Source organism: Caulobacter soli, from assembly GCF_011045195.1.
GTDB lineage: Bacteria > Pseudomonadota > Alphaproteobacteria > Caulobacterales > Caulobacteraceae > Caulobacter > Caulobacter soli.
Genome location: NZ_CP049199.1, coordinates 3,376,564 through 3,402,651, shown reverse-complemented (window position 1 = coordinate 3,402,651; position 26,088 = coordinate 3,376,564). Strand labels below are relative to the sequence as shown.

At 68.6% G+C, this 26,088-nt stretch carries 26 protein-coding genes and 1 pseudogene; 13 read left to right on the top strand and 14 right to left on the bottom strand.

Annotated features, from left to right (window positions below; genetic code table 11):
* Window positions 1-20: 20 nt before the first annotated feature.
* Window positions 21-503 (bottom strand): CinA family protein, encoded by a 483-nt coding sequence (locus tag G3M62_RS15895; protein WP_165188621.1) that lies wholly within the window; start codon window positions 501-503, stop codon window positions 21-23.
* Between the two features lie 190 nt (window positions 504-693).
* Window positions 694-1,572 (bottom strand): tRNA (adenosine(37)-N6)-dimethylallyltransferase MiaA, encoded by an 879-nt coding sequence (gene miaA / locus G3M62_RS15890; protein ID WP_165188619.1) that lies wholly within the window; start codon window positions 1,570-1,572, stop codon window positions 694-696.
* Between the two features lie 66 nt (window positions 1,573-1,638).
* Here miaA and G3M62_RS15885 point away from each other — a divergent pair, with 66 nt between their 5' ends.
* The 3 genes from G3M62_RS15885 to G3M62_RS15875 are packed head-to-tail and all read left to right on the top strand — an operon-like array spanning window position 1,639 to window position 3,695.
* Window positions 1,639-2,088: a hypothetical protein gene (locus G3M62_RS15885; RefSeq protein ID WP_165188617.1), complete on the top strand. Its 450-nt coding sequence runs from the start codon at window positions 1,639-1,641 to the stop codon at window positions 2,086-2,088.
* 60 nt (window positions 2,089-2,148) lie between these two features.
* Window positions 2,149-3,033, top strand: coding sequence for a phosphoserine phosphatase SerB (gene serB, locus G3M62_RS15880; RefSeq protein WP_165188615.1), 885 nt, complete (start codon window positions 2,149-2,151; stop codon window positions 3,031-3,033).
* On the top strand, window positions 3,030-3,695 hold the full coding sequence (locus G3M62_RS15875) for an HAD family hydrolase (protein ID WP_165188613.1): 666 nt from the start codon (window positions 3,030-3,032) through the stop codon (window positions 3,693-3,695). Before serB ends, G3M62_RS15875 begins: the two co-directional genes overlap by 4 nt.
* On the opposite strand, the gene G3M62_RS15870 is transcribed toward G3M62_RS15875, so the two are convergent.
* The gene (locus G3M62_RS15870) at window positions 3,692-6,025 is read right to left on the bottom strand and encodes a putative bifunctional diguanylate cyclase/phosphodiesterase (RefSeq protein WP_165188611.1); all 2,334 of its coding nucleotides are present in this window, start codon (window positions 6,023-6,025) and stop codon (window positions 3,692-3,694) included. The genes G3M62_RS15875 and G3M62_RS15870 overlap by 4 nt on opposite strands.
* Window positions 6,026-6,030: 5 nt before the next feature.
* The gene (locus G3M62_RS15865) at window positions 6,031-6,567 is read right to left on the bottom strand and encodes a cupredoxin domain-containing protein (protein ID WP_165188610.1); all 537 of its coding nucleotides are present in this window, start codon (window positions 6,565-6,567) and stop codon (window positions 6,031-6,033) included.
* Window positions 6,568-6,788: 221 nt separating this feature from the next.
* Here G3M62_RS15865 and G3M62_RS15860 point away from each other — a divergent pair, with 221 nt between their 5' ends.
* Together G3M62_RS15860 and G3M62_RS15855 are read left to right on the top strand one after the other, a co-directional pair.
* Window positions 6,789-7,658 (top strand): DUF3034 family protein, encoded by an 870-nt coding sequence (locus G3M62_RS15860; RefSeq protein ID WP_205691871.1) that lies wholly within the window; start codon window positions 6,789-6,791, stop codon window positions 7,656-7,658.
* 11 nt (window positions 7,659-7,669) lie between these two features.
* Window positions 7,670-8,167 (top strand): group I truncated hemoglobin, encoded by a 498-nt coding sequence (locus tag G3M62_RS15855; protein ID WP_165188608.1) that lies wholly within the window; start codon window positions 7,670-7,672, stop codon window positions 8,165-8,167.
* On the opposite strand, the pseudogene G3M62_RS26975 reads toward G3M62_RS15855, so the two are convergent.
* The 3 genes and pseudogenes from G3M62_RS26975 to hflK all read right to left on the bottom strand — a co-directional run.
* Window positions 8,165-8,275, bottom strand: a pseudogene (locus G3M62_RS26975) (hypothetical protein); the annotation flags it as partial. The gene G3M62_RS15855 and the pseudogene G3M62_RS26975 overlap by 3 nt on opposite strands.
* Window positions 8,276-8,288: 13 nt before the next feature.
* On the bottom strand, window positions 8,289-9,137 hold the full coding sequence (gene hflC / locus G3M62_RS15850) for a protease modulator HflC (RefSeq protein ID WP_165188607.1): 849 nt from the start codon (window positions 9,135-9,137) through the stop codon (window positions 8,289-8,291).
* Entirely contained in the window at window positions 9,134-10,237 is a 1,104-nt protein-coding gene (gene hflK / locus G3M62_RS15845) for an FtsH protease activity modulator HflK (RefSeq protein WP_165188605.1), read from the bottom strand. Before hflK ends, hflC begins: the two co-directional genes overlap by 4 nt.
* A gap of 123 nt (window positions 10,238-10,360) precedes the next feature.
* Between hflK and G3M62_RS15840 the strand changes: the two genes are divergently transcribed.
* Window positions 10,361-11,473, top strand: coding sequence for an Mrp/NBP35 family ATP-binding protein (locus G3M62_RS15840; protein ID WP_165188603.1), 1,113 nt, complete (start codon window positions 10,361-10,363; stop codon window positions 11,471-11,473).
* 96 nt (window positions 11,474-11,569) lie between these two features.
* On the opposite strand, the gene G3M62_RS15835 is transcribed toward G3M62_RS15840, so the two are convergent.
* The 5 genes from G3M62_RS15835 to G3M62_RS15815 all read right to left on the bottom strand — a co-directional run bounded on the left by G3M62_RS15835 (window position 11,570) and on the right by G3M62_RS15815 (window position 17,190).
* Window positions 11,570-12,880 (bottom strand): outer membrane protein transport protein, encoded by a 1,311-nt coding sequence (locus tag G3M62_RS15835; protein WP_165188601.1) that lies wholly within the window; start codon window positions 12,878-12,880, stop codon window positions 11,570-11,572.
* Between the two features lie 273 nt (window positions 12,881-13,153).
* Window positions 13,154-14,062, bottom strand: coding sequence for an SDR family NAD(P)-dependent oxidoreductase (locus tag G3M62_RS15830; RefSeq protein WP_165188599.1), 909 nt, complete (start codon window positions 14,060-14,062; stop codon window positions 13,154-13,156).
* 199 nt (window positions 14,063-14,261) lie between these two features.
* Window positions 14,262-15,254 carry an HlyD family secretion protein gene (locus tag G3M62_RS15825; protein ID WP_165188597.1) on the bottom strand — a complete coding sequence of 331 codons (993 nt, stop codon included), beginning with the start codon at window positions 15,252-15,254 and terminating at the stop codon, window positions 14,262-14,264.
* Window positions 15,255-15,259: 5 nt separating this feature from the next.
* Entirely contained in the window at window positions 15,260-16,051 is a 792-nt protein-coding gene (locus G3M62_RS15820; RefSeq protein WP_165188595.1) for an ABC transporter ATP-binding protein, read from the bottom strand.
* Entirely contained in the window at window positions 16,048-17,190 is a 1,143-nt protein-coding gene (locus G3M62_RS15815) for an ABC transporter permease (RefSeq protein WP_165188594.1), read from the bottom strand. The genes G3M62_RS15820 and G3M62_RS15815 overlap by 4 nt, the downstream gene beginning before the upstream one ends.
* A gap of 326 nt (window positions 17,191-17,516) precedes the next feature.
* Here G3M62_RS15815 and G3M62_RS15810 point away from each other — a divergent pair, with 326 nt between their 5' ends.
* The 3 genes from G3M62_RS15810 (at window position 17,517) to G3M62_RS15800 (ending at window position 20,553) form a co-directional block, all read left to right on the top strand.
* Window positions 17,517-18,392, top strand: a complete 876-nt coding sequence (locus G3M62_RS15810; RefSeq protein ID WP_165188592.1) for an EF-hand domain-containing protein — start codon at window positions 17,517-17,519, stop codon at window positions 18,390-18,392.
* A gap of 201 nt (window positions 18,393-18,593) precedes the next feature.
* Window positions 18,594-19,874: a NupC/NupG family nucleoside CNT transporter gene (locus tag G3M62_RS15805; protein ID WP_165191337.1), complete on the top strand. Its 1,281-nt coding sequence runs from the start codon at window positions 18,594-18,596 to the stop codon at window positions 19,872-19,874.
* A 61-nt stretch (window positions 19,875-19,935) separates the two neighbouring features.
* Window positions 19,936-20,553, top strand: coding sequence for a glutathione S-transferase family protein (locus tag G3M62_RS15800; protein ID WP_165188590.1), 618 nt, complete (start codon window positions 19,936-19,938; stop codon window positions 20,551-20,553).
* 166 nt (window positions 20,554-20,719) lie between these two features.
* Here G3M62_RS15800 and G3M62_RS15795 read toward each other — a convergent pair whose 3' ends face one another.
* Window positions 20,720-21,169 (bottom strand): PaaI family thioesterase, encoded by a 450-nt coding sequence (locus G3M62_RS15795; protein WP_165188589.1) that lies wholly within the window; start codon window positions 21,167-21,169, stop codon window positions 20,720-20,722.
* Window positions 21,170-21,284: 115 nt separating this feature from the next.
* Here G3M62_RS15795 and G3M62_RS15790 point away from each other — a divergent pair, with 115 nt between their 5' ends.
* The 4 genes from G3M62_RS15790 to G3M62_RS15775 all read left to right on the top strand — a co-directional run bounded on the left by G3M62_RS15790 (window position 21,285) and on the right by G3M62_RS15775 (window position 24,432).
* Window positions 21,285-21,605 (top strand): DUF3253 domain-containing protein, encoded by a 321-nt coding sequence (locus G3M62_RS15790; protein ID WP_165188587.1) that lies wholly within the window; start codon window positions 21,285-21,287, stop codon window positions 21,603-21,605.
* Between the two features lie 50 nt (window positions 21,606-21,655).
* Complete coding sequence (locus G3M62_RS15785) at window positions 21,656-22,243, top strand: uracil-DNA glycosylase family protein (RefSeq protein WP_165188585.1); 588 nt, start codon at window positions 21,656-21,658, stop codon at window positions 22,241-22,243.
* Window positions 22,240-23,271 (top strand): alpha/beta hydrolase, encoded by a 1,032-nt coding sequence (locus G3M62_RS15780; RefSeq protein ID WP_165188583.1) that lies wholly within the window; start codon window positions 22,240-22,242, stop codon window positions 23,269-23,271. Before G3M62_RS15785 ends, G3M62_RS15780 begins: the two co-directional genes overlap by 4 nt.
* 99 nt (window positions 23,272-23,370) lie before the next feature.
* Window positions 23,371-24,432 (top strand): Leu/Phe/Val dehydrogenase, encoded by a 1,062-nt coding sequence (locus tag G3M62_RS15775; RefSeq protein WP_165188581.1) that lies wholly within the window; start codon window positions 23,371-23,373, stop codon window positions 24,430-24,432.
* A 93-nt stretch (window positions 24,433-24,525) separates the two neighbouring features.
* On the opposite strand, the gene G3M62_RS15770 is transcribed toward G3M62_RS15775, so the two are convergent.
* Complete coding sequence (locus G3M62_RS15770; RefSeq protein WP_205691870.1) at window positions 24,526-25,998, bottom strand: DHA2 family efflux MFS transporter permease subunit; 1,473 nt, start codon at window positions 25,996-25,998, stop codon at window positions 24,526-24,528.
* Between the last annotated feature and the right edge of the window lie 90 nt (window positions 25,999-26,088).

The following is a 26,088-nucleotide window of genomic DNA, read 5'->3' as shown; positions in this document are numbered from 1 at the left end:
GGTGTTCTCGACGCCAGATTTCAGCCCAAGGTTTGCAGCAGCAGGGCAAGGGCGTGCTCGGCGAAGCGCCGCATGTTGGTCTCGCGGTCGTCCAGGCCGGTCTCGATGGTAAGACTAACCTCCTGATCGAGGCCGACCACGGCGGTGCAGCTGTGGCCCGCGGCGTCTCCATAGCGGTTGCCGTCCGGCCCGGCCGCGCCGGTTTCCGACAGGCCCCAGGTCGCCTTCAAGTTCTTGCCGACCACCCGGGCCAGCAGCACGGCGTAGGGCTCGCTGGCCGAGCGCAGGCCGTCCATCGCCTTCTGCGGGATGTCCAGCAGGGTGAGGCGGGCGCGGGCCGTATAGACCACCGCGCCACCCACATAGAACTTCGACGCGCCGGGCACGGCCAGCAGGGACGACGAGATCAACCCGCCGGTCGAGGATTCGGCCACGGCGACCGTCTCGCCCCGCTCGGTCAGACGGGCGGCGACGGCGGCGGCGAGGCGGGCGAGTTCGGTCATCTGGCAGGTCCATGAGTCGGGCTTAGGCGAGCATCATGATCGCACATTATCTCCGATCATCCCGGCGAATGCCGGGACCCTGATGGAATAGCTTTGAGGCTGACGCCAAGAGCTTAGAGTTCTTCCAATCAGCCACACCGCCAAGGGATCTGGGTCCCGGCATTCGCCGGGATGAGCGGTGAAAAGAAGGCTAGAGGTTGGTAACCCGCTCCCAATCCGGCGTCTGGTTCCTGAACCACGTCATCTGCCGCTTCGCGTACCGCCGTGTCTCCTGCCGCGCCGCGTCCAGGGCTTCATCGAGCGTGGTCTCGCCCCGCAAATGCGCCGCCAGCTCGCGGTAGCCGACCGCCTTCAGCGCGGGAAGGGACGGATCCAGGCCCCGGGCCTCCATGGCCCGCACCTCGTCCAGAGCGCCGTTCTCGACCATCACCCCCAGCCGGGCGTCGCAACGGTCGTAGAGTTCAGCGCGGGGCGGATCGAGCACCAGGCCGCGCCAGGTCCCCTCGGCCAGGGCCGGCTTGGTGTCGGTCTGCCAGGCGGTCAGCGACTTGCCGGTGGCGATGGCCACGGCGTGAGCGCGGACCAGACGCTGGCGGTCGCCGACCTCGATGCGCGCCTCGGCCTGCGGGTCCAGCTCGGCCAGGACGTCGCGGAATTCAGGCTCGCCCTGGGCGGCGTAGAGCAGGGCGGAGACCTCGCGCTGGGTCTCGGACACGGGCGGCACGTCGGCCAGGCCGTGGATCAGGGCGCGGAAATAGAGGCCGGTGCCGCCGACCACGATGGCGGGACGGCCCCGGGCGGCGATCTCGGCCAAGACCTGCGTCGCCGCCGTCAGCCAGCGTCCGACCGACCAGCCGTCGGCCGCGTCGACGACGCCGAACAGGTGATGCGGCACCTGCTCCAACTCCTCGGCCGAGGGTCCGGCCGTCAGCACCCGCAGACCGGCATAGATCTGCATGGAGTCGGCGTTGACGATCTCGCCGCCACGCTCGCGCGCCAGCTTCAGGGCCAGGGCCGACTTGCCGCTGGCGGTGGGCCCGGCAATAAGAGCGATCTGCGTGTCGGACAATCTGGGGGCGATCCTCTGGCCGCGAAGGCGTTGCGCCGCCTTGTTTAGCGCTGTTTTGGAGAAACCATGAAAACCATGATCGGCGCCACCTTCGCCATCGCCCTGACCGCGTTCGCCGCGCCCGCCCTGGCCGTTTCGACGTCCAAGACCGCGACGCCGGCCGCCCCGAAGGCGACCGCCGCCGAAACGACGCCCGCCAGTCTCGATGAGCGGCTCGGCTGCGGCGTGTTGCTGGTGACGATCGACGAGGTCCTGCGGCGCAATCCGGAGCTGGCCGCCAAGTTCTCGGGCGGCGACAAGAGCAGTTCCATGACGCCGATGTTCCGCCTGCTGGGCGCCAGCGGCGGCGTCATGCTGGACGAGGCCTATGCCGAGGGCGCGACGCAGGGTCTGACGCCGACGGCGCTTTATCGCCGGGGCGTGGCCGACCTGTCGACCAAGTTCGCTCAGAGCGGCAAGGACCAGGCCATGGCGGTGCTCGGCCGCTGCATGCAGGTGGCCACGCCGGAGTCCTGATCGAACCGCGCCCACGCTTCAAAGGTTGACGCGGGCGGCTTCCTCCAATAGCCGCCCCTCATGCTCGCGATCACCCTCGTCTCGCCCCACCCTGCCGCCCTGGCGGAGGCCGCCGCCGCCGTGCGCGCGGCCCTGACGGTTTCGCCTCAAGCTAAACTTGGCGAAGCCGTGCTGGGGGAGGGGGCGTTGGACCTGCTGGTCGACGGTCCGCCGGTCGAGACGCACCAGGCGGTCAAGGCCGCCGTCGGCGAGCGGCCGGTCGACTTCGCGGTCCAGCCGGTCGAGAACCGCAGGAAGCGCCTGCTGATCGCCGACATGGACTCCACGATCATCAACGTCGAGTGCCTGGACGAACTGGCCGATTTCGCCGGGGTCAAGGACAAGGTCTCGGAGATCACCGAGCGCGCCATGCGCGGCGAGCTGGCCTTCGAGGGCGCGCTGCGCGAGCGGGTCGGCATGTTGAAGGGCCTGTCGGTCGACGCCCTCCAGGCCTGCTACGACGATCGCGTGAAGCTCAATCCCGGGGCGCGGACCCTGGTGCGGACCATGGCCGAGCACGGCGCCCGCTGCGCCCTGGTCTCGGGCGGCTTCACCTTCTTCACTTCGCGGGTCTCCGAAGCGGCGGGCTTCCACCTGAACCGCGCCAACACCCTGATCGAGGCCGACGGCAAGCTGACCGGGACGGTCGGTGATCCGATCCTGGGCAAGGAGGCCAAGCTGGCCGCCCTTCAGGAAGAGACGGCGGCCCTGGGCCTGACCCCGGCCGACGCTCTGGCCGTGGGCGACGGCGCCAACGACTTGGCGATGATCGAGGCCGCCGGCCTGGGTGTCGCCTACCGCGCCAAGCCGATCGTCGCGGCCCAGGCCCACGCCAAGGTCGACCACGCCGACCTGACCGCGTTGCTCTACTTCCAGGGCTACACCGCCGCGGAGTTCGTCTCGTGAGCTTCCCGCGCGGCGTTCAGGCTGTGGTGTTCGACATGGACGGCCTGCTGCTCGACACCGAAACCGTCTACCAGGCGGCGATGATCGAGGCGGGTCAGGCGTTCGGCATCGACTTCACCGCCGCGACCTATCGCTCGATGGTCGGCAAGACCAATCCGGAATGCGCGGTGATGCTGCGCGAGCTCTATGGCGCCAGCTTCCCCGTTGAGGACTATTTCGCCCGCACCTGGAACGACGTCGAGATCATCCTGGAGGCCGAGGTTCGGCTGAAGACCGGGGTGATGGAGATCCTCGACTATCTGGACGCCCTGCGCATCCCGCGCGCCATCGCCACGTCCAACAGTCGCGGGGCGGTGGACCGCTATCTGGGCCGCTTCGACCTGGTGCGGCGCTTCCACGCGGTGGTCGCCAACGCCGATGTCGTGCGCCACAAGCCGCACCCCGATCCCTATCTGGAAGCCGCCCGCCGGCTGAATGTCCACCCCAGCCTGTGCCTGGCCCTGGAGGACTCTCACCCCGGCGTCCGCGCGGCCCACGCGGCGGGGATGATGACGATCATGGTGCCCGACATCCTCGATCCGAACGAGGAGATGCACGACAAGTGCGTGCACGTCGCCGACAGCCTGCACGTGGTGATGGACCTGCTGAAGGCGGCGGCTTAGGCCCGCTGGGCCTCGTCGGCGATCGCGTCTCGGCCCCAATCCCCCAGGAACCCCATCAACGCCGCCAGCCCCATCGGCTTGGCGATGTGGAAGCCCTGGGCCAGGTCGCAGCCCATCATCTGCAGCATGGCCAGGGCCTCGCGGCTTTCGACGCCCTCGGCGGTGACCTTCAGGCCCAGGCTGTGGGCCAGGTCGATGGTGGATTTGACCAGCAAGGCGTCCTTGGCGTCGTTTTCCAGCGACAGCACGAAGGCCTTGTCGATCTTCAGCTCGTCGGCGCTGATCTGTTTCAGATAGGCCAGGGACGACAGGCCCGAGCCGTAGTCGTCGATCGAGACAGGAATGCCGGCGGCGGTCAGCTTGGCCAGCACGCCCAGGGCGACGTCGGGATTGCCGATCACGGCGGTCTCGGTGATCTCGAAGCAGAAGCGGGCGTCGGCGGCGGCGATCTTCTCGATGGCGCGATCGGCGAACTCGGCGTCGTCGATCAGGCGGCCCGAGATGTTGATCGACATCGTCAGGTCATGGCCGGCCTCGCGCAGGGCGCGCTGGTCCACGATCGCCTGGTCCAGAACACAGTCGGTCAGGGCGCGGATATGACCGGTCTCCTCAGCCATGTTCACGAACAGGTCGGGGCGCAGCAGGCCCCGGGTCGGGTGGTTCCAGCGCACCAGGGCCTCGACGCCGGCGATCGCGCCGCTGCGCAGGTCCAGCTTGGGCTGATGATGCAGGAACAGCGCGCCGTCGTTCACGCCCGCCAGCATGTCGCTCATCAGCGATAGATTGCCGGCCGGGTCGCCATAGGCCGCCGCGTCGAAGATCGCGACCTTGCGGCCGGCGGCGCGGGCCTGGTCCAGGCCGATCATCGCCTGCTCGATCAGCCGGAAGGCGTCGACCTGACCCGCCGCCGCGCTGGCCAGGCCGTGGGTCAGGTGGATGTCGACCAGCTCGCCGTCCAGGCGCACGGGCGCTTCCAGCTGGGCGGCGACGGACTCGATGCGGGCCTTGGCGGCCTCGATGTCGTGCAGGCTGGAGACGATCCCCAGGGTCGAGGTGGTCAGGCGGACGACCATCAGGTCCGGATTGACCGCCCTCACGCGCGCGCCGATCTCGCTGACCAGCTCGGTGAACAGGGCGTAGCCGATGGCGCCGCGCAGGAAGGCGAAGCGGTCCAGGCCCAGGGCTCCGACCACGACCTGCTGGCCCGGCTCCAGGCGCGCCATGCGGGCCTCGATCTGGCGTTCGGCGGCCAGGCGATTGGGCAGGCCGGTCTCGGCGTCATGCAGGGCCAGTTCGGTGATCCGGGCCTCGCGCTCGCGGATCTCGGCGGCCATCAGGTTGAAGCTGTCGGACAGGCGGCCGATCTCGTCGCTGGAGCGCACGTCGACATGGGCGGCCTCGCCGCGCTGCAGCCGGCGGGCGGCGTCGTCCAGGGCGATGATCGGTTTGGCGATGTCGCGCGACAGCGCCCAGCTGGCGGCGACCACCAGGGCCGCGCCCAACAGTCCGGCGATGACCACGGCCGCCATCAGGGGGCGGTAGGGCGCCATGGCCAGGGCCATGGGATAGCGCAGAACCAGGGCCGCCGGGGCTTGGCCGTCCAGGGTCTTCAAGGGTTTGACCAGCACCAGATTGTCGCCGTGGCCGGTGCGCAAGCGGCCGGGGGCGGAAAGCTTCTGGCCCATGGCCGTGGCGACGAACGCGCTCAGCGCCTTGGTGTCGGCGGTCTGGCCGGTGGTCACCCAGGTCTCGCCGCGCCGGTCGAACACCTGGGCCTCCAGGCGGATGGCCGCCAGCTTCTCCAGGGCGGTCATCTCGTGGTCGTCGAGGCGGGCCCCGAACACGATCCAGCCCGTCAGGGTGGGCGACATCACCGGGGCGGAAATTAGCTGGTAGGGCGCGCCGTCGACGATGAACACGCCTTGGGCGCCGTCCTCGTGGTCCAGGGCTCTCCATAGTTTCTCGATATCGACCTTGGCCGGATCGACCCCGACCACGTCGCCGTCGACATCGACCATGAAGGCCAGTTCCAGGCCCATGCGCTGGCGCAGGTTGGCCACGGCCGACTCCACGGTCGGGGCGTCGTGGGTGGCCACGGCGGCGCGGAAGCCGAAGTCGCGCGACAGCAGCTCGGCGCCGTCGCGCAGGCGCTGGGTGCGCAGGGCCCAGACGCTGTCGAACACCGTGCCGGTGGCCGCCAGCTCGCTACGAACCTGCTGCTGGGCATTGCCGGCGATGGCCAGATAGACGCTCACCGCGACCAGGCTCAGAGCCAGGGCGAACAGTCCCGCATAGAGGACGGTCAGCTTGGTCTGGAGCCGTTGGAACATCGGGTTCAGTGCCCGCCCGGGCGGAGTTCGATCGTCGCGGTCTCGCGCGCCGCGCCGCGGACGGCGGTGACGGCCAGGGTCTTTTCGTTCTTGGGCGCGCGCAGATAGGGATGCCAGACCTTGGCGACGACCGGGCCGTCCGGGATGTCGCGGATCACGGCGTTTCCGTTGGCGTCGCTCTTGGCCGCATAGGCGGTGTCGACCACCTTGATGAAGCCGACCATCTGGTCGTGGATGTTGCAGCCGATCGCCGCCACGCCGACGGCGGGCAGTTTGACCGTGCGGTTCTCTTCGCGGCCGTAGAGCTTCAGTTCGAACTTGTTGCCGGCCGAGAACGAATAGACGTGGTGGCGCACCTTATCGAGGTTGGGGAACGACACCTCGGCCCCCGCCGGCACGATCAGCACGAACGGATTGAACTGGATGTTCTGCTGGGCCACGCGATAGGGCCAGTCGAACTTGATCGGTCCCTTGGTCGGCTGGCCGTTCGGATAGACGGTGACGACCGCGTCCGGAACGGGCTTGCCGTCGGAACCTCGCACTGAAACCGTAAGTTCAGCGGCTTGGGCTGAACTTGCCAGCATTGCAACCACGAAGAGTATTGATGCGATCTTCATGGTGCAGGCTTAACTGTGGCGCCGTGAAATCCCAGTTAACAGACGTCAATCGACGCTGTGGTTCAAGAACTGCGACAAATTGACATGGTCAAGGTTCCGTAAAGTCTTGCCCTGCATGGTCCGGCGCGAAACCGCTAGGGGGCGTCATGCGATCGAGACTTATGGTGACGGCGGCCGCCGTAGTGGTGCTGAGCGCCGGCGCGGCCCACGCGGCCGAGGCCGGCGGCAAGCTGCTGCTGACCGGCGGGGTCAGCGCGCTCGAGGGCGGGGCGGGCGGCGGGCTGTCGACCTGGGCCCTGATCGGCGGCAACGAGACCTCGCGCGGCGTCGGCGCCAGCGTCCACGCCACCTATGTCGACGTACCCGACTATGAGCTGCGCTCGGCGGGTGTGACGGTGGGCCTGTTCGACCGGGTCGAGCTGTCGCTGGCTCGCCAGGAGTTCGACACCGGCGCGACCGGCGCCAAGCTGGGCCTGGGCAAGGGCTTCACCTTCAAGCAGGACGTCGCGGGCGTGAAGGTCCGCGTCCTGGGCGACGCCGTCTACGATCAGGACCGCTGGCTGCCGCAGGTGGCGGTCGGGGCCCAGATCAAGCAGAACAACCAGAACGCCGTCATCCACGCGGTCGGCGGCAAGAGCGACATGGGCGTCGACTACTACGCGGCGGCGACCAAGCTGCTGCTGGACAAGAGCCTGGTCCTGAACGGCACGGTGCGCCTGACCAAGGCCAACCAGACCGGCCTGCTGGGCTTCGGCGGCGACAAGAACGACCGCTACAAGGCGCAGTTCGAGGGCTCGGCCGGCTATCTGGTCTCCAAGCGCCTGCTGGTCGGGGCCGAGTACCGGACCAAGCCCGACAACCTGGGCTTCGCCAAGGAAAGCGACTGGGCCGACGTCTTCGTGGCCTATGCGGTCAACAAGACCCTGTCGGTGACGGCGGCCTACGCGGACCTGGGCGACATCGCCACCTTCAAGAACCAGCGCGGGCTTTACCTGTCGCTGCAAGCCGGCTTCTAGGGGAAGACACCATGCGCCTCATCCTGGCCGCCACGGCCCTTTGCCTGACCCTCGCCGGCTCGGCCTTCGCCCAGACCGTCCCGCCCGGCGAGAAGCCGGTCGATCCCTACATCCAGTCCAACGCCAACGCCGGCGCGACGCCGCTGAAGGACGACGGCGTCCTCAAGGCCTTCCACGGCAGGGAAGGGCTGGTTCGGATCACCAGCGACCTGGTCGATCGCAACCTGGCCGACCCGCGCATCAAGGACATCTTCGCCACCGCCGACATCGTGCGCCTGAAGCGGACCCTGGCCGAGCAGTTCTGCTACATCCTGGACGGCGGCTGCGACTACACCGGCAAGGACATGACCGCCGCCCACAAGGACCAGGGCATCACGCCCCGCGACTTCAACGCCCTGGTCGAGAACCTGCAGTGGGCGATGGACAAGGAAGGCGTGCCGTTCGCCGCCCAGAACAAGCTGCTGGCCAAGCTGGCGCCGATGAGCCGCCAGGCGGTGGAGCGGAAGTAGTCTCTGTGCGTCCTTCGAGGCCCGCTGCGCGGGCGCCTCAGGATGAGGAGCGTTGTCGCTGAATTCCTCATCCTGAGGTGCTCGGCAAAGCCGAGCCTCGAAGGACGCAAGGCAGTTCGGACTACCCCGCCGGGCCCTTGTCGAAGTACTTGAAGAACGCGCTGTCGGGCGAGAGCACCAGGGTGGTGTCGCCCTGACCTAGCGCCTTCTCGTAGGCCGACATCGACCGGTAGAAGGCCGCGAAGCCAGGATCCCGGCCGAAGCTCTCGGCGAACAGCTGGGCGCGCTGGGCGTCGGCGTCGCCGCGGATCTTTTCGGCTTCCTCATAGGCGGTGGCGACGATCTCGCGGCGCTTCTGCTCGCCGATGGCGCGCAGTTCGGCGGCCTCCTGCTTGCGGGCCGTCTGCATGCGCTCGAACACCGCCTGCTCGTTGGTGGGCGGCAGGTCGGCGCGCTTGATGCGCACGTCGATGATCTGGACGCCCAGGTTCGAAGCGGCCACCTGCTTGGCGACGCGGTCGCGGATGGCGGCCATCACCTGGGCGCGCTTGCCGGCGATCACCTCTTCGGAGGTCGAGCGACCGATCTCCTCGCGCAGGGCGGCGTTGACGATGCGGTCCAGCCGGTCGGTGGCGACGCTCTCCTGGCCCAGGGTGCGGTAGAACTGGCGCGGATCGGTGATGCGGTAGCGGACGAAGGCGTCGACCACCAGGCGCTCCTGGTCGGCGGCGGTGACTTCCTCCGGCTGGGCGTTGATCATCTCGATGTTGCGCTTGTCGAACCGGATGACGGTGTCGAACGGGCTTTTCACGTGCAGGCCCGGCGTGGTCACCGTGCGGACCGGATCGCCGATGCGGACGATCAGGGCCTGCTGGCGCTGGTTCACCTGGAACAGGGTGAAGTTGGCCAGGATCAGCAGGAACAGCGCGCCGACGCCGGTGGCGACGACGGGAGCGGGGACGCGGTTCATCGGGCGGCTCCTTCGCTGACGGTCGCCGTCGTCGCGCTCTTGGGACGGAAGGCGTCGGGCGGCAGGATCACCGGGGCGCTGGCGCCCTTGTTGTCGATGATCACCTTGTTCGACTTCTCCAGCACCCGCTGCATGGTCTCGATATAGAGGCGCTCGCGCGTGACGGCCGGGGCCAGCTTGTACTGGGCGTAGACCTGGTTGAAGCGGTCGGCGTCGCCGGCGGCCTCGCGGACGACCTGTTCGCGATAGCCCAGCGCCGCCTGCTTGATCTGGGCGGCTTCGCCCCGGGCGTTGTTGGCGGCGGACTCGGCGTTCTGGGCGGCGCGCTGCACGTCGCGATAGGCTTCCAGCACCGGGGCCGGGGTGGTGGCGGCCTGGATGTTGACGCTCTGGATCGAGACCCCGACGTCATAGCGGTCGAGGATGCGCTGCATCAGCGCCTCGGTCTGATCCTGCACCTGGCCGCGGCCGGTGGTCAGGATCGGGGTGAGGGCGGTCCGGCCGATCACTTCGCGCATGGCGCTTTCGGCCACGTCCTTGATGACGGTGTCCGGATCGCGGACGTTGAAGGCGTATTTGGGCGCGTCCGAGACTTTCCACTGCACGGTGAAGCTCAGGTCGACGATGTTCTCGTCGCCGGTCAGCATCAGGCGCTCGTCGGACACCGGCTGGCTGACCGAGCCGCCGATGTCGAGGGTCTGGATCGAGGTGAAGGGCACCAGCTCGGCGTGCTCGACGGGCCAGGGCACGTGGTAGCGCAGGCCCGGCTGGGCCGTGCGGCTATAGGCGCCGAAGGTGGTGACGACCGCCTGCTCCTTGGGCTGGACCACGTAGCAGCCCGAAATCGCCCACAACGCCACGAGTCCGAAGGCTGAAGCGGCGATCGCGCGACCGCGACCGGGGCCGCCGAAGGTCTGGCGCATCCGGTCCGACAGCCTGTCGAGCAGGGCGTTGACGTCGAGCGGCGGGGGTGGATCGCCCGAGCCTCTGGGGCCGCCGCCGCGTGGCTCCTCGTTCCGGGGACGGTCGGCGTCCTTCTTGCCGTCGTTCGGTGGCGGGGATCCCCAGGGTCCGGGGCCGGCGTTGTCGTTCCAGGGCATGGGCGGCTTGGTCTTCCGGTCACAGCGAAGGGCGGACCCAAATGGCGGGCCAAATGGCGGGGTTGTAAAACGACCCCCGCACGCGGATATGAAAGCCCCCGCAGAACAAGGCAAGACAATCCCGTGACCGCAGCTTCTCCCGCCACCCTCGACGACGCCCGCGCGGCGCTGGATCTGGTCGTCGATCCGGTCTCCGGCGAGGGCCTGGTTTCGGCCGGTCTGGTGCAAGGGCTGGTCGTGCGCGCCGGTCGCGCCGGCTTCATGCTGGAGGTCCCGGCGTCCCAGGCGGCGACCTACGCCCCGGTGCGCGAGGCGGCCGAAAAGGCCCTGGCGAACCTGCCCGGCGTCGACGTCGCCCAGGTGGTGCTGACCGCCCAGGCGGCCGAGGGCGCGACCCGGGTGCGCAAGGGCGCCAAGGTCTCCGAAGACAGCCAGGCCAAGCTGGTCCCGCCGCCCCAGGCCGAGAAGCCGGCCCATGTGAAGCACGTGATCGCCATCGCTTCGGGCAAGGGCGGGGTGGGAAAGTCCACCGTCGCCACCAACCTGGCCTGCGCCTTCGCGGGCCTTGGCCTGCGGGTCGGACTGCTGGACGCCGACATCTACGGCCCTTCGGCCCCGCGCATGATGGGGATCGACGGGGAGCCCAGCTTCGAGGACGGCAAGCTGCAGCCGCTGGAGGCTCACGGGATCAAGCTGATGTCGATCGGCTTCCTGGTCGACGAGGGCAAGGCGATGATCTGGCGCGGGCCGATGGCCTCGTCGGCGGTGCGCCAGATGATCCACGACGTGGCCTGGGGCAGCGAGGCCGCGCCGCTGGACGTGCTGGTCGTCGACCTGCCGCCGGGCACCGGCGACATCCAGCTGACCCTGGTCCAGAAGCTGCGGATCGACGGGGCGGTTCTGGTCACCACCCCGCAGGAGATCGCCCTGATCGACGCCCGGCGCGCCGCCGCGATGTTCGGCAAGACCGCCACCCCGATCCTGGGCCTGATCGAGAACATGGCCTTCTTCGCCGACCCGGCCACCGGCGCCCCGATCCCGATCTTCGGAGCCGGCGGCGGGGTGGAGGAGGCCAAGACCCTGGGCGTGCCGATGTTGGCCCAGGCGCCGATCGAGATCGCGGTGCGCGAAGCCGGCGACGCCGGAACGCCCGTGGTGCTGCGCGCGCCGGGCAGCCCGGCGGCCAAGGCGTTCGTCGCGGCGGCGAAGGCGCTGTGGGATAGGGTGAAGGACTAAAGCCTCCCCCTGTGGGGGAGCGCCTGGAACCAGGCCAAGAAAAAGGCCGCCCGGGTTTCCCCGGGCGGCCTCGTTCCAGTCAACGGACGTGGAAGCCTAGAAGCTCCAGCGCAGGCCCGTGGAGATGACCACGGCCGAGCCGCCGACGTCGCCCTGCAGGTTCAGGCGGGTCGCCGCGGCGGTGCCGGCATAGATCGTTTCGGTACGGTTGATCTTGGTGTCATCGAAGCTGATGTACGACACGGCCGCATCCCACTTGATGCTGTCGGTCGCCTGCCAGGTCGAGCCGATCGCGTACAGCATGCGGTCGCCGTCCGGCACGCGGGCGGTGCGGCCGACATCGGGGGTCGGGGTCGGGTCGAACTGCACGCCGGCCCGCAGGGTCAGCTTGTCGTTGACGACCTGGTCGATACCGACGGCGTAGGTGGTGGTGTTCTTGTAGTTCTGCTCGCTGACGCTGCCGCCGCCCGTATAGGTGACGACGATCTTGTCGAACTCGCCCCAACCGATACGCGAGACCGAGGCGTTCAGGGTGGTCTTGTCGGCGATCTGCCAACGGGCGCCGAAGTTGGCCATCCACGGGGTGGTGATCTTGGCCACGCCGTTGGTGCTGACGTTCGAGCCGGCCAACGGACCCAGCAGGCCGGCGATGGTCACCTTGCCGTCCAGTTCGTGGTCGATCTTCGAGCGGTACGACGCGCCGAAGGTCAGGCGGGGCGTGGCGTGGAAGCGCGCGCCGACGTTCCAGCCGTAGTCCCAGTTGCCTTCGCCCTTCAGCGACGACGAGCCGTCGGGCAGGGCGGGCGACAGGTTCGGCAGGGCCGAGGTCAGCTCGGCGTCGGTGTACTGGGCCGAGACGCCCACGCCGACATCGAACATGTCGTTGATGCGGTAGGCGATGACGCCGTTGACGTCGATGGTCTTCAGGTTCGACTTCAGCGCGTCGTAACGCGTCCAGCTGTTGCTGTTGTAGTCGGTGGTGAAGTTGTAAGGCGCGGCGACGGACAGGCCGACGGCCAGCTTGTCGTTGATGCGGAAGGCGCCGGCGAAGTTGGGCACGATGCCGTTGTTGATCGGGCCGCCGGAGATGGAATCGCCACCGACCGGGGTGGTCAGGCCGCCGGGGATGACCGGACGGGTCAGGGTCGAGCCGCGGTTGTTGACCTGCGAGTCGACCTGAACCAGGTTCAGGCCGCCGTAGATCTCGTTCTTTTCGAGACCGGCGATCGAGGCGGGGTTCCACCACAGGCTGGCGGCGCCGCTGTCGGCGACTTCGCCCGAATAGGCGCGACCGGCGCCGCGCACCGATTGTTCCTGCAGGTAGAAGGCGGCGGCCGAGGCTTGCGAGGCGACGACCAGCGTGGCGAGCGCCACGCCGGCGGCGAGGGAGATACGCGAGATAGACATGAGAGACGACCTTCTGGGGAGGAGGTTCCGGCGCCTTTGGTGGCCCCGGTTACGGTCGCTCTAACGCATCCAGTCAAAAAACGTTGCTATTTATTCGTAAAACGGTGAATTTTGTACAGATCGTCAAAGAACAACGCGCTATGGACTAGGACTATATTTCGACGTTCTGTCAGTAATGCTTGGAGTTGCCTAAAAATGGCGCGAACTAGCTGACGTAAGGGAAATCTACGTCAACCTTGTTCGCGCCACGATCAGTATCGGCTGGCGCGAAACCTAACCGCCCGCCAATTTCCGGAAGAACTTCGCGCCCTGTTCGCCGCCGTTGAAATAGGCCTTCTGGTCGGGCTCGGCGGTGATCTGGTCCCAGCTGTCGCGAACTTCCTCGGCCGAAAGGCCGCCTTCGCCCAGATAGACGCCCTCGGTCTCATAGATCCGCGACAGGGCGAAGGCCCCGGCGCCGGCCGTCAGGATCGCGCCGGTGGGGGCGTCTTCCGAGACCAGGTAGACCACGCCCGGGGTGACGTATTCGGGCTTGAGCTTCTCCAGCACTTCCGGCGGCATCAGGCCTTCGGTCATGCGGGTGGCGGCCACCGGGCTGATGGCGTTGATCTTGACGTTGTTCTTGGCGCCTTCCAGCTTCAGCGTGTTCATCAGGCCCAGCACCGCCATCTTGGCCGCGCCGTAGTTGGACTGGCCGAAGTTGCCGTACATGCCCGAGGACGAGGTGGTGACGACGATGCGGCCGTAGTTCTGGGCCTTCATGATGTCCCACACGGCCTTGATCGGCTTGAAGGTGCCGAACACGTGGACCTGGATCACGGCCTCGAAGTCGGCCAGTTCCATCTTGCTCAGGGTGCGGTCGCGCAGGATGCCGGCGTTGGCGACCAGGATGTCGATCCGGCCCCACTTTTCCATCGTGGTCTTGACCAGGTCGGCGACGCCGGCGTCGTCGGTCACCGAGGCGCCGTGGGCGATCGCTTCGCCGCCGAAGGCCTCGATCTCGGCCACCACGGCCTTAGCCGCCTCGGATGAGCCGCCCGAGCCGTCGACGCTGCCGCCCAGGTCGTTGACCACGACCTTGGCGCCGCGCCGCGCCAGCTCCAGCGCGTGCTGCCGGCCCAGACCGCCGCCGGCCCCCGTGACGATCGCGACCTGACCGTCGAACCGGATGTCGTCCGCCATGCTCTACTCTCCCTCAAACGCGTGTTTGGTTTGGCGCGTTTGTGCGGCGCGGGAGAGGGGGCGTCAAGATGGCGCTCTTCCCCCTCTGGGGGAGGAGGTCGCGCAGCGACCGGAGGGGGCAAGTGTTCGGGGCGCGGTGGAGGCTAAGACTTGCCCCCTCCGCGCCTGCGGCGCTCCTCCCCCGGAGGGGGAAGAGCGCTTACGACTTCACCGGATCCGGCTGCGTATTCGCCGGCCGCTTCGCCCCCGCCGTCGCGCCGGGCTTCATGAACTTCACCAGCACGCGCTGGCCGATCAGGAACGGCGTGCCGTCGGCGCTGATCACCACTTCGACCACCCGGGCGTCGGTGCGCTCGGAGGGGTCGTCCGACTGCAGCTTGCGGGCGCCGAACACGGCGGCGCGGCGCAGGACCTTGCCGGTGTAGACCTTGGACTGGTCGGCTTCCGGAATGATCTCGACGGCCTGGCCCAGGGTCACGAACGGGATGGCCGACTCGCTGATCTCGGCGCGGACGATGCGGGCCGTCTGCGGCTCCAGGTCGAACATCGGAGTGACGTTCAGCGACGAGGCGCCGGCGCCGGGATTGGCGTAGCGGCGGGCGATGCGGCCATCGGCCGGCGCGCGGATGATCGTCAGTTCTTGGTTGTAGCGGGCCTGGGCCAACTGGGCGGTCGCCACCTGGATGGCGGCCTGCTGGGCCTGGATGTTGGCGCTGGCCGTGGCGATCTGGTCCTGGGCCGCGTCGAGACGCTGGCCGGCCACGAAGTTGGACGCCGACAGGTTTTGCAGGCGCTTGAACTCGCGCTGCCCGGTGCGCAGCTGCACCTGGTACAGCGCCAGCTGGGCGCGGGCCGAGTTCAGGCCGGCCGCGGCCGTGTCGGCGGCCAGGCGCGCGTCGTCGTCTTCCTGCTTGGCCAAGACCTGACCCTTGGAGACGGTGTCGCCTTCCTGGACCAGAACCTCGCGGATGATGCCCTGGCGGCGGGCGGCCACCTGGATGACCCCGCCCTCGACGTCGGCCTTGCCGTCGGCCACCGCGCCATAGGGCGTGGCGGGCGCGGCGGCGGCGATCGCGGCCATCTTGGCCTTCTTGGCCTTGGCCTGGCCGCTCATCACGAAAAAGATCGAACCGACGGAGATGACGATCAGAATGACGACCCAGAAAGACGGTCGGCGAAACAGGGCGGGCATGGAACTCAGGCTCCGATCAGGGGGCGGTCGATCGACGCGGGGGTCGAGACAGGGGTGACGCGACGGTCGTCGAGGATGCGGCCGTCTTCGATGTGGATGACGCGGTCGGCGAAGGCTTCCAGGCGCGGGTCGTGGGTGACGCAGATCACCGCCGCCCCGTGCTCCTTGGCCGCGCGTTGCAGAAGCCGGGTGACGATCTGGCCGTTCTCGCCGTCGAGCGCCGAGGTCGGCTCGTCGGCGAACAGCAGCTTGGGCTGCTTGGCCAGGGCGCGGGCGATGGCCACGCGCTGCTTCTCGCCGCCCGACAGCTCGGCGGGCTTCTGGTTCATGCGCTTGCCCAGGCCCACCTCTTCGAGCGTGGTCACCGCCATGGCGCGGGCCTTGTCGGGGCTGTGGCCCTGGTACTTCAGCACCGTGGTCACCTGCTGCAGGGCGCTGAGGGCCGGGAACAGGTTGAAGCCCTGGAAGATGAAGCCGCAATTATCCAGGCGGAAGCGGTCCAGCTTGCCGGAGCTGAGGCCCCGGGGGCGACCGTCGGGCGAGCCCCACAGGTCGACGTTCAGGGCCTCGACCTTGCCCTCGTCGGGCCGCAGCAGGCCCGAAAGGCAGGCCACCAGGGTCGACTTGCCCGAGCCCGAGGGGCCCATGACCATGGTCACGTCGCCGTGCAGGGCGTCGAAATCGACGTTCTTGAGCACCTCGATATAGGTGCGGCCGGTCTTGAAGCGCTTCTGCAGGCCCTTGGCGACGATGGCGCTGCGGCTTGCGGGCGAATTGGCGGGGGAATGGGCGTTCATCGCAGCAGGTCCGCCGGTTGGCTCTTCTTGAGGATGCCCAGGGCCATCAGCCCCGACAGTACGGAGATCAGCACCAGGAAGATGGCCACGAAGATGACGATCGGGATCGGGAAGCTCATCGGCACGCCGTTGGCCCCGGCCAGGGCGGCCGCGCCGGCCACCAGGATCGCCGTGGCGGCCAGGCCCGCGATCCCGGTCCAGAAGCCCAGCTCGATCACGATCATCCGCAGCGAGCCCATCGACACGCCCAGGGCGCGCAGGGCGGCGAATTCCTTGATGTTGGCCAGGATCGCGCCGCGCAGGGTCTGGGAGGTGATGCCCACCCCGATGAACAGGCCCAGGATCAGCGACGAGACCAGCATGATGCCGATGAAGCTCTCCTTCATCATCGCCCCGTCATTGGCGTCGGACAGCTCCTGGCGGGTCCAGGCGCGGTACTTCTTGTCGGCGGTGGCGTTGAGCTCGTCGCGCACGTGCTCGGCCATTTCGGGGTGGCGGATGCGGATCATCAGCGGGCCGACGCGGCTGCCGTTCGAGGCCTGGCCCAGCAGGCGCAGGGTGTCGCGCGAGATGACGATCGTCGGCTGCATCATGTTGGGGTAGCCGTCGAGGATGTAGCGAACGTGGACGGTCTGGCCGTTGATGGCGGCGGTGTCGCCGATCTTCTTGATGCCCAGCTTGGCCATGCCCGTCCGGTCGATGGCCACGGCATAGGGCTCGAGCAGGGCGATGCGGATGTTTTCGTTGTAGTCCTTGGGCCAGGTCACGGAGTCGGCGCGCGGATCGACCGCCGAGGTCTGGATCCACTCGCGCACCTGCTTCTTGCCGGGCGCGGGCACGTTGGTCCAAAGCCCGTTGCCGCCGTCCAGGTCGGCGACCTCGGCGACCTCGGGGTGCATGTACATCTGGGCCATGACGCGGCGGGGCAGGCCGCTGCCGCCGTTCATCAGGCTCTCGGCCTTGGGGCCCAGCACCATGATGTCGGCCGGCGAGCGGTCGATCGTGGCGGTGAAGCTCTTGCCGATGCCGGTGAACATGCCGACCTGGGCCAGGACCAGCAGGCCCGCGAACGCCAGGGCGATCACCGCCGCCATGTATCTACGCCATTCGTATAGCAGGGTGGCCAAGGCCAACGACATGCTCGGTACGCTCCCCAATCAAGGGTTGCAGCAATGACCGGCGAACATCGCGCGGCCAAGTTAAATCGGGGTAAGACGGGGGACGGCGTTCCCCGATCGCCGGTTTGCACGGTCCGATGGCGCCTCCCTTGGAGCTTTTCGGGCACGATGTCGAGCTTGCGCCCCAGGGGACGCGCCGGTTTTCACATCGACGGCCAAGGCAAATATATCAGCTCTGCAACATGCTGAAATGTGGAATGTTTTTCGCATGACCCGGAATGCGCCGAGGGGTTCGGCGTCGCCCGGCCGCCTCTGGCGCGCCGCCCAGGGTCAAAGGAGAAACCGTCTTGAGCGTCTCGAGCCTGAGCAGTTCCTCGATCATGCAGCAGTTGCTGCAGTCGATGCGCAGCTCCACCACTTCAGCCGCTGGCGGAACGTCGTCGACGTCCGGCGCGGCCTCTGCCGGGCAAGGTTTTCCGGGTGTGGGCGGCAATGCGCCGCCGCCGCCCCCGCCGTCGATGAGCTCGCAAGGCTCCAGCGGCCAAAGTTTCAGTTCCGATACATTGGGCTCGCTGCTGTCCGCCCAGGAAGGCGCGCACGGCTCCAACCCGCTGCAGGACGCCTTCGCGACCCTGGACAGCGACGGCGACGGCTCGTTGTCCAGCGACGAGCTGACCTCGGCCCTGACCAAGGCCCTGGGCGGTTCCTCCGACGCCTCCTCGGCGGCCGCCACCCTGGTCTCCGACGCCGACAGCGACGGTGACGGCAAGATCTCCGGCGACGAGTTCACGGCGATGGCCAAAGCCAGCCGTCCGCAGGGCCCGCCTCCGGGCGGCGGCGCGCACGGTGCGGGCCATGCCGGCCACGCCGGTGGCGGCGGCAAGGTGTTCGACACGCTGGACACCAACCAGGACGGCGTCGTTTCGGCCGCCGAACTGGCCGCCGCCGACACCTCCGGTTCGGACGCGACCTCGGCGGCCGACAGCCTGATCAGCGGCGCCGATTCCGATGGCGACGGCTCGCTGTCGCGGGGCGAGTTCGCCGACATGCTGAAGAAGGCCCAGGCCTCGGCCAGCAACGACGCGACCAGCACCGCCGCCAGCGCCGCGACCAGCGCGACCTCCGGCTCGACCCTGGCTTCGGACCTGATGCAGAAGCTGCTGACCCAGCTGGCCAGCGCCCAAGGCGCGACCTCGACCGGTTCGGTCAACGTCGCGGCCTGACGTCCAAGGGGGTCGCGGGGCTTCGACGCCTCGCGACTCCCGCCGATCGTTCCGTGAGGCACGGGCGCCCAAAGCCAGACCATCGCCCGCCGGTGGCCGCCTATCGACGCAAGGCGCTTGCGCCGCGCCCCCCATTCATAGTCATTTGGTTCCTTGGCTGCGTCGCGGGGGCGCGTCGCTCTTTTAGGGTCTTCCGTTTTGATCTTCCTTCCCGAGAACGTCCAAGCCCTGGCGGGCGTGGCGCTGATCCTCGGCCTTTGCTGGCTCGTCTCCGAGAACCGCAAGCGCTTCCCGCTGGTGCTGGCCGTCTGCGCGATCGCCATCCAGCTGATCCTGGTCTTCGTGCTGTTCAAGCTGCCCGCGACGCGTAACGCCCTGCAGGGCGTCAATGGCGCGGTCGAGGGCCTGGCCTCGTCGACCCAGGCCGGCACCAACTTCGTGTTCGGCTATCTGTCGGGAACCGCCACCCCCTATACCGAGACCAATCCGGGGGCGGGGTTCCTGTTCGCCTTCCGCGTCCTTCCGGTGATCCTGGTCGTCTGCGCCCTGTCGGCGCTGCTGTGGCACTGGGGCATCCTGAAGTGGCTGGCCAAGGGTCTGGGCTTCCTGTTCCAGAAGACCCTGGGCCTGCGCGGTCCGCCGGCGCTGGCCACCGCCGCCACCATCTTCATGGGCCAGATCGAAGGCCCGATCTTCATTCGCGCCTATCTGGAGCGCCTGACCCGGTCGGAGCTGTTCATGCTGATCGCGGTCGGCATGGCCTGCGTCAGCGGCTCGACCATGGTCGCGTACGCCACCATCCTGCATGACGTGCTGCCCAACGCCGCCGCCCACGTGCTGGCCGCCTCGCTGATCTCGGCCCCGGCCGGGGTGCTGCTGGCCCGGATCATGGTGCCCGGCGACCCCAGCGAAAAATCCGACGACCTGGACCTGGCCGAGGAAGACAAGACCTACGGCAGCTCGATCGACGCGGTCATGAAGGGCACCACCGACGGGCTGCAGATCGCCCTGAACGTCGGCGCCACCCTGATCGTCTTCATCGCCCTGGCCACCATGGTCGACAAGATCCTGTTCGCCCTGCCGATGGTGGGCGGCGAGCACCTGAGCATCGCCCGCGTGCTGGGCATGGTGTTCGCGCCCCTGGCCTGGTCGATGGGCATTCCGTGGAAGGAAGCGGGCACGGCCGGCGGTCTGCTGGGCGTCAAGCTGATCCTGACCGAGTTCACCGCCTTCATCCAGCTGGCCAAGCAGGGTCCCGAGCTGCTGGATCCGCGCACCCGCATGATCATGACCTACGCCCTGTGCGGCTTCGCCAACATCGGCTCGGTGGGCATGAACGTCGCCGGCTTCTCGGTGCTGGTGCCCCAGCGCCGGCAAGAGGTGCTGGGCCTGGTCTGGAAGGCGATGATGGCCGGCTTCCTGGCGACCTGCCTGACCGGTTCGCTGATCGGCCTGATGCCGCGCGGGTGGTTCGGGCTTTAGGGTCTTCCCTTCCTTCGCGGAACCAAAGCATCCTCCCGGTCACAAGCCGGGAGGATTTCTTTTGAAGCTCTACGACAGCCGTCGCGCCCCCAATCCCCGCCGCGTGCGCTGGTTTATGGCCGAGAAGGGCATCGAGGACATCGAGATCGTCGATGTCGACATCTTCGGCGGCCAGCACAAGACGCCCGAATACCTGGCCAAGGCCGGCCTGCCCAACGTGCCGGCGCTGGAGATGGACAACGGCGCGACCATCACCGAGTCGGTGGCCATCTGCCGTTATCTGGAAACCCTCTATCCCGAGCCCAACCTGTTCGGCGAGGAGGCCTGCGAAGCCGCCGTGATCGAGATGTGGTCGCGCCGCACCGAGATGCTTGTCGCCACCCCGCTGATGATGGCCGTGCGCCACGGCCATCCCGCCTTGGCCGCCATCGAGACCCAGATCCCCGAGGTGGCCGCCAACGGCCGGGCCACCGCCGAGAAGGGGCTGAAGATGCTGGATCGCCGCCTGGCCGAGAGCGCGTTCATCGCCGGCGAGCGGGTGACCATGGCCGACATCCTGGCGGCGACGGCGATCGACTTCGCGCGGATGGTGCGGTTTCGGCCGGACCCGGAACTGGTCAATCTCAAGCGTTGGCTGGAGGGCATGATGGCCCGACCGGCGGCGAAGGCGGGGGTCTAGGAGCGGGGCCGAGTTTTTAGATCCTCCCCCTGTGGGGGAGGTGTCGCCCAAAGGGCGACGGAGGGGGGAGTGATCGGCGGGAGACCACAACCCGGATCGACAATCCTAAAACTCCCCCCACCGGCCTTCGGCCGCCTCCCCCACAGGGGGAGGGCCTGATCTTGGTCTACCGCGGCCGGATCTTCTTGATCACGCCCGAGAAGTTCAGCATCGGCGCGCCGCCGGTCGAGATCAGCCCGCGCACGAACAGCAGCGAGCCGCCGGCCTTGGTGACCTCGCCGGTCGATTCCACCAGGTCACCGGCCTTGGCCGGACCCAGGAACTCGCCGTTCAGGCTGACGGTCACGGCCCGCATGTCGGTCAGTTCCCGCCACGCGATGGTGAACAGCGAATAGTCGGCGAAGGTCATCATGCAACCGCCGTGCATGAAGCCGCCGCCGTTCATGTGGCGCGGCTCGGCGCGGAAGGCGCTGCGGACGACGCCGTTTTCCTCGCGGTAATAGAAGGGGCCGGTCTGGTCCTCGAACGCGTCCAGGCCCGACCATGTGCGCCAGCCGGCCCACTCACCCTCGGTCACCAGCTTGGGGCCGCTTAAGATCTCGTTGCCGCCGTCCATGGCCCGTTTCCCTGCCCAGGTCTTCTGCGTTGTCTTTGAGGACCTAAGGCGGGGCGACGTTCAAGGCAAGCGGCCGCGCTCGCGCTGCCGGCGGATTCGTGGCATCCCTCCGCTCATGACCACGCCTATCCAAGACACCATCCTTTCCCAGCTGGCCGCCGTGGCCGCCGGCAAGTCCATCGACCCGATGTCGGTCGCCAAGGCGGTACAGCCCGAGCGCTGGCAGCGCCTGCTGGGCCATGTGCGCACCGACGCCATCGAACTGGCCCGCGAGGGCACGATCGTCATCCTGCGCCACAACAAGCCGGTGAACCCGGAGCAATTCCGCGGGGTCTACCGCCTGCGCCTGCGCATGGAAGGCGATCCGACCAGCTTCGAGGATGTCGTGGACGACGTCGCCGAGGACGGCGCGGGCGACGAGGGCGGCGAGGCCTAGGTCTCCGCCCAGGCTTGTCTTCCGTCGGCGGCGCGCTACCTGACACCTCCATGCCGCTCGACACCATCCTATCCGACATCGCCGCCTGCCGGGCGTGCGCGCCGTACCTGCCGCACGTGCCCCGGCCCGTGGTGCGGGTGGGCGAGGAGACGCGCCTGCTGATCTGCGGCCAGGCGCCGGGGCGGATCGTCCACGAGACCGGCCTGCCGTTCAACGACGCCTCGGGCAACCGCCTGCGCGACTGGATGGGGATCGACCGCGAGACCTTCTACGGCCGCCCCGAGATCGGCGTGGCGGCCATGGCCTTCTGCTTTCCGGGCACCAATCCCAAGGGCGGCGACTATCCGCCGCCGGCCCGTTGCGCGGCCCTGTGGCGCAAGCCGCTGCTGGCGGCCCTGCCGAACGTCGAGCTGACCCTGCTGGTCGGGAGCCATGCCCAAGCCTGGGCGTTGGAGTCGCGCATGAAGGCGAACATGACCGACACCGTCGCCGCCTGGCGCGACTATATCGACCAGGGCGTGCTGCCCCTGCCGCACCCGTCGTGGCGCAACACCGGGTGGCTCAAGCGCAACCCGTGGTTCGACGCCGAGGTCGCGCCCTATCTTCGCCGCCGAGTGGCGGGCATTCTGGCGTCATGAACCGTCGGATTCTTCTCCTTGGCGCGGCCAGCGCGGCGGGCCTGGCCGCCTGTGCTCCGGTCACCCAGCGTCCCGGCCCGGGCGAGCTGGGCTATCGCGGGCCGCGCCTGGACAAGGACGGCCTGTTCAGCTTCGACGGGACGAGGCTGGGCATGACGACGTGGCTGCCGCCCGAGGGCCAGCCGGTCACCCAGGTGATCGTCGCCCTGCACGGCATGAACGACTATTCCAACGCCTTCCATCTGGCCGCGCCGTTCTGGGCGGGGCAGGGGATCGCCACCTACGCCATCGACATCCGGGGCTTCGGCCGTTCGCCCGACCGCGGCGTCTGGGCGCCGCCGGACCTGGTGATCGAGGACGTCCGCACCGCCGTCGCCTTGGTCCGCGAGGCCCATCCCGAGGCCAAGGTCGCCCTGGCCGGCGAGAGCATGGGCGGGGCCCTGGCCATCGTGGCCATGGCCTCGGACCGACCGCCGGCCGCCGAGCGGCTGCTGCTGTTCGCCCCGGCGGTCTGGGGCTGGTCGAACCAGCCTCTGCCCTACAAGACCAGCCTGTGGATCACCGCCCACACCACCCGCAGCTGGGTGGTCAAGCCGCCCGAATGGCTGGTCAAGAACGTCCAGCCCACCGACAATATCGACGAACTGCGGCGCATGGGCCGTGACCCTCTGATGATCTGGGGCGCGCGGTCCGACACCCTCTACGGCCTGGTCGGGCTGATGGAGAAGGCCTGGGCGTCGCTGGGCAAGGTCCAGGTTCCGATCGCCTATTTCTACGGGGCCAATGACCATATCATCCCCAAGGAGCCGACCATGGAGGCGGCCCGGCGGCTCAAGCCCGACGACCGCTCGGCCTATTACGCCAACGGCTGGCACCTGCTGCTGGTCGACAAGCAGGCGCAGGTGGTGTGGACCGACGCGGCCGCGTTCCTGAAGGATCCGGCGGCCGACCTGCCGTCCGGCGCGCCGCCGATCCCGGGGGCGCCGACCGCGCCGAACGTGGTGCGCACGCAGGTTTCCAAGCAATAGGCCCAGCCCTGATCGGGTGCGGCGAAGCGAGGGGTTGTGGCGTAAAGCCCACCGGCGTACACCCCGGCGCAATCTTCTAGCTAAGGCGAGACCGACGGCATGACCTTGTTCGATTCCCCGGATTTCGAGGGACACGAAGGCGTTCACGCGTTCTTTGATGAAAAAACAGGCCTCAAGTCGATCATCGCCGTCCACTCCACCGCCCGTGGCCCCGCCGCCGGCGGCTGTCGCATGTGGGACTATTCCAGCGCCGACGCCGCCGTGACCGACGCCCTGCGGCTGTCCAAGGGCATGTCGTACAAGAACGCCATGGCCGACCTGGACTTCGGCGGCGGCAAGGCCGTGATCATCGGCGACGCCCGCAGCCAGAAGACGCCGGAACTGTTCGAGGCCTTCGGCCGCGCGGTCGACAGCCTGGGCGGCCAGTACTGGACCGCCGAGGACGTGGGTGTCTCGCCCGCCGACCTGACCAGCACCCGCAAGACCACCCGCTACGTCGCCGGCCTGGAAGGCCACGCGGCCGCCTCGGGCGATCCGTCGCCGGTCACCGCCGAGGGCGTGTTCCGCGGCGTGCGCCTGTGCGTCCAGCGGGCTCTGAACCGCGACCTGAACGGCGTCACCGTCGCCATCCAGGGCGTGGGCCATGTCGGCGCCTATCTGGCCGAGAAGCTGCACGCCGCCGGCGCCAAGCTGATCATCGCCGACGTCAATCAGGCGGCCCTGAACGATGTGGCCGCCAAGACCGGCGCCCAGATCGTGCCGATCGACGCCATCTTCGACGTCGAGGCCGACGTGTTCGCGCCCTGCGCCCTGGGCGGCGCGATCTCGACCACGACCCTGCCGCGCCTGAAGGTCAAGGTGATCGCCGGCGGCGCTAACAACCAGTTGGCCGACAAGACGATCGGCCAAGCGGTGTTCGAGCGCGGCATCCTCTACGCCCCGGACTACGTGATCAACGGCGGCGGCATCATCAACGTGGCCGGCGAGATCCGCGCCCTGGAGGCCGGCGTGGCCTTCGACCCGGCCTGGGTGGCGGCGAAATTGGCCCGCTTGGCCCAGACCCTGGGCGAGGTGCTGGATCACTCGCTGGTCGACAAGCGCCCCGCCAACCTGGTGGCCGATGAGATCGCCCGCGCCCGCATCGCGGCGGCGCGGGGTTAGAGCTTAAAAAGCCTCCCCCTGTGGGGGAGGCGGTCGCGTAGCGACCGGAGGGGGGAGTGGCCGGGCGGTTCGAATCCTACCCGCGGAGCCACCTCATCCCCCCTCCGTCGGCTTCGCCGACACCTCCCCCACAGGGGGAGGCTTTGGGTTGATCGCCCGTCCCGAAATCTCCGACCCGGCGTCCCGGTCCAGTCGCAGATAGACCGGCAGGGCCGCCAAGGTCACGAGCCCGATGGCCACGAACGGCCAGGTGAAGCGGTCCGGCGTCAGGTGGGCGCCGTGGCCGCGCGCCAGGTGCAGCATCAGGCCGCCGAAACTGACCCCCAGGGCCAGGCCCACCTGCTGGGACACGGCTGATAGGGTCGAGGCCGCGGCCACCCTGGGCTGGGGCACGTCGGCGTAGGCGATGGTGTTGGCGGCGATGAACTGGTTGGAGCGCGCGAAGCCGCCCAGGAACAGCGCTCCGGCCATCAGCGCCATCGGCGTGGCTTGCGTGAAGAAACCCGGGGCGGCGGTCAGGATCGCCGTCAGCGTCACGAACACCGCCAGCGAGGTGCGGAAGCCGAAGCGCTTGAGGCCGGCGGCGGCGAACGGGCGGGCGATCAGCACCCCGACCCCGGTGCCCAGGGTCACCACGCTGGCCTTCAGTGGGCTCCAGCCCAAGGCCACCTGCAGCAGCAGCGGCATCAGGAACGGACTGGCCCCGATGCCCAGCCGCACGAACGTCCCGCCCACCAGGCTGGCGCGGAAGGTGCGGTATTTCAGCAGGTCCAGGTCCAGGATCGGCCTGGCCGTCACCTTGGCCTTGCGCAGGTAGAGCCAGCCGCTGGCCACGGCCAGGGACAGCACCAACACCACGGCCCACGGCGGCAGCAGCGACAGGCCCGCCGTTTCGGCCACGACCACCAGGCCGCTGATCGCCACGGCCGACAGCAGGAAACCCAGGGTGTCGAACCGGCCCATCTCCTGGGGCTGGCTCTTGGGCACGAAGCGCATCACCGCCGTCATGCCCAAAAGGCCGATCGGCAGGTTCAGATAGAAGATCCACGGCCAGTCGGCGACGCTGAGCACCAGGCCGGCCAGGGGCGGACCGATCAGCGGGCCGATCAGGGCGGGCATGGTGAACCAGCCCATGGCCCGGATCAGCTTGTCCTTGGGCGTCGAGCCCACGACGATCAGCCGGGCGACCGGGGTCATCATGGCCCCGCCGATCCCCTGGATGATCCGCGATGCCACCAGGGCCTCCAGATTGCGCGAGATTCCGCACATGGCCGAGCCGGCCAGGAACACGATCATCGCGGTCATGAACACCCGCCGCGCGCCGAACCTCTCCGCCGCCCAGCCGCTGGCTGGGGTGAACACCGCCAGGGCCAGGATATAGGAGGTCAGGGCCAGCTTCAGGTGGATCGGATCGACGCTGAAGGCGCGGGCCAGGGTGGGCAGGGCGGTCGACAGGGCGGTGGAGTCGATGAACTCCATCAGCAGCGCGCTGGCCACGGCCAGGGAGATCAGGCGGGTCCCGACCATCGGCGGATCGGGCTGGGCGGGAGGCTGATCAATCGACACGTGGGCGGCTTACGCCTCGACGGCGCCAATCTCAAGTCACCGATCCGGTCGCTGGCGCGTTATCCTCGATACCGCAGCTTCAGGAGACCC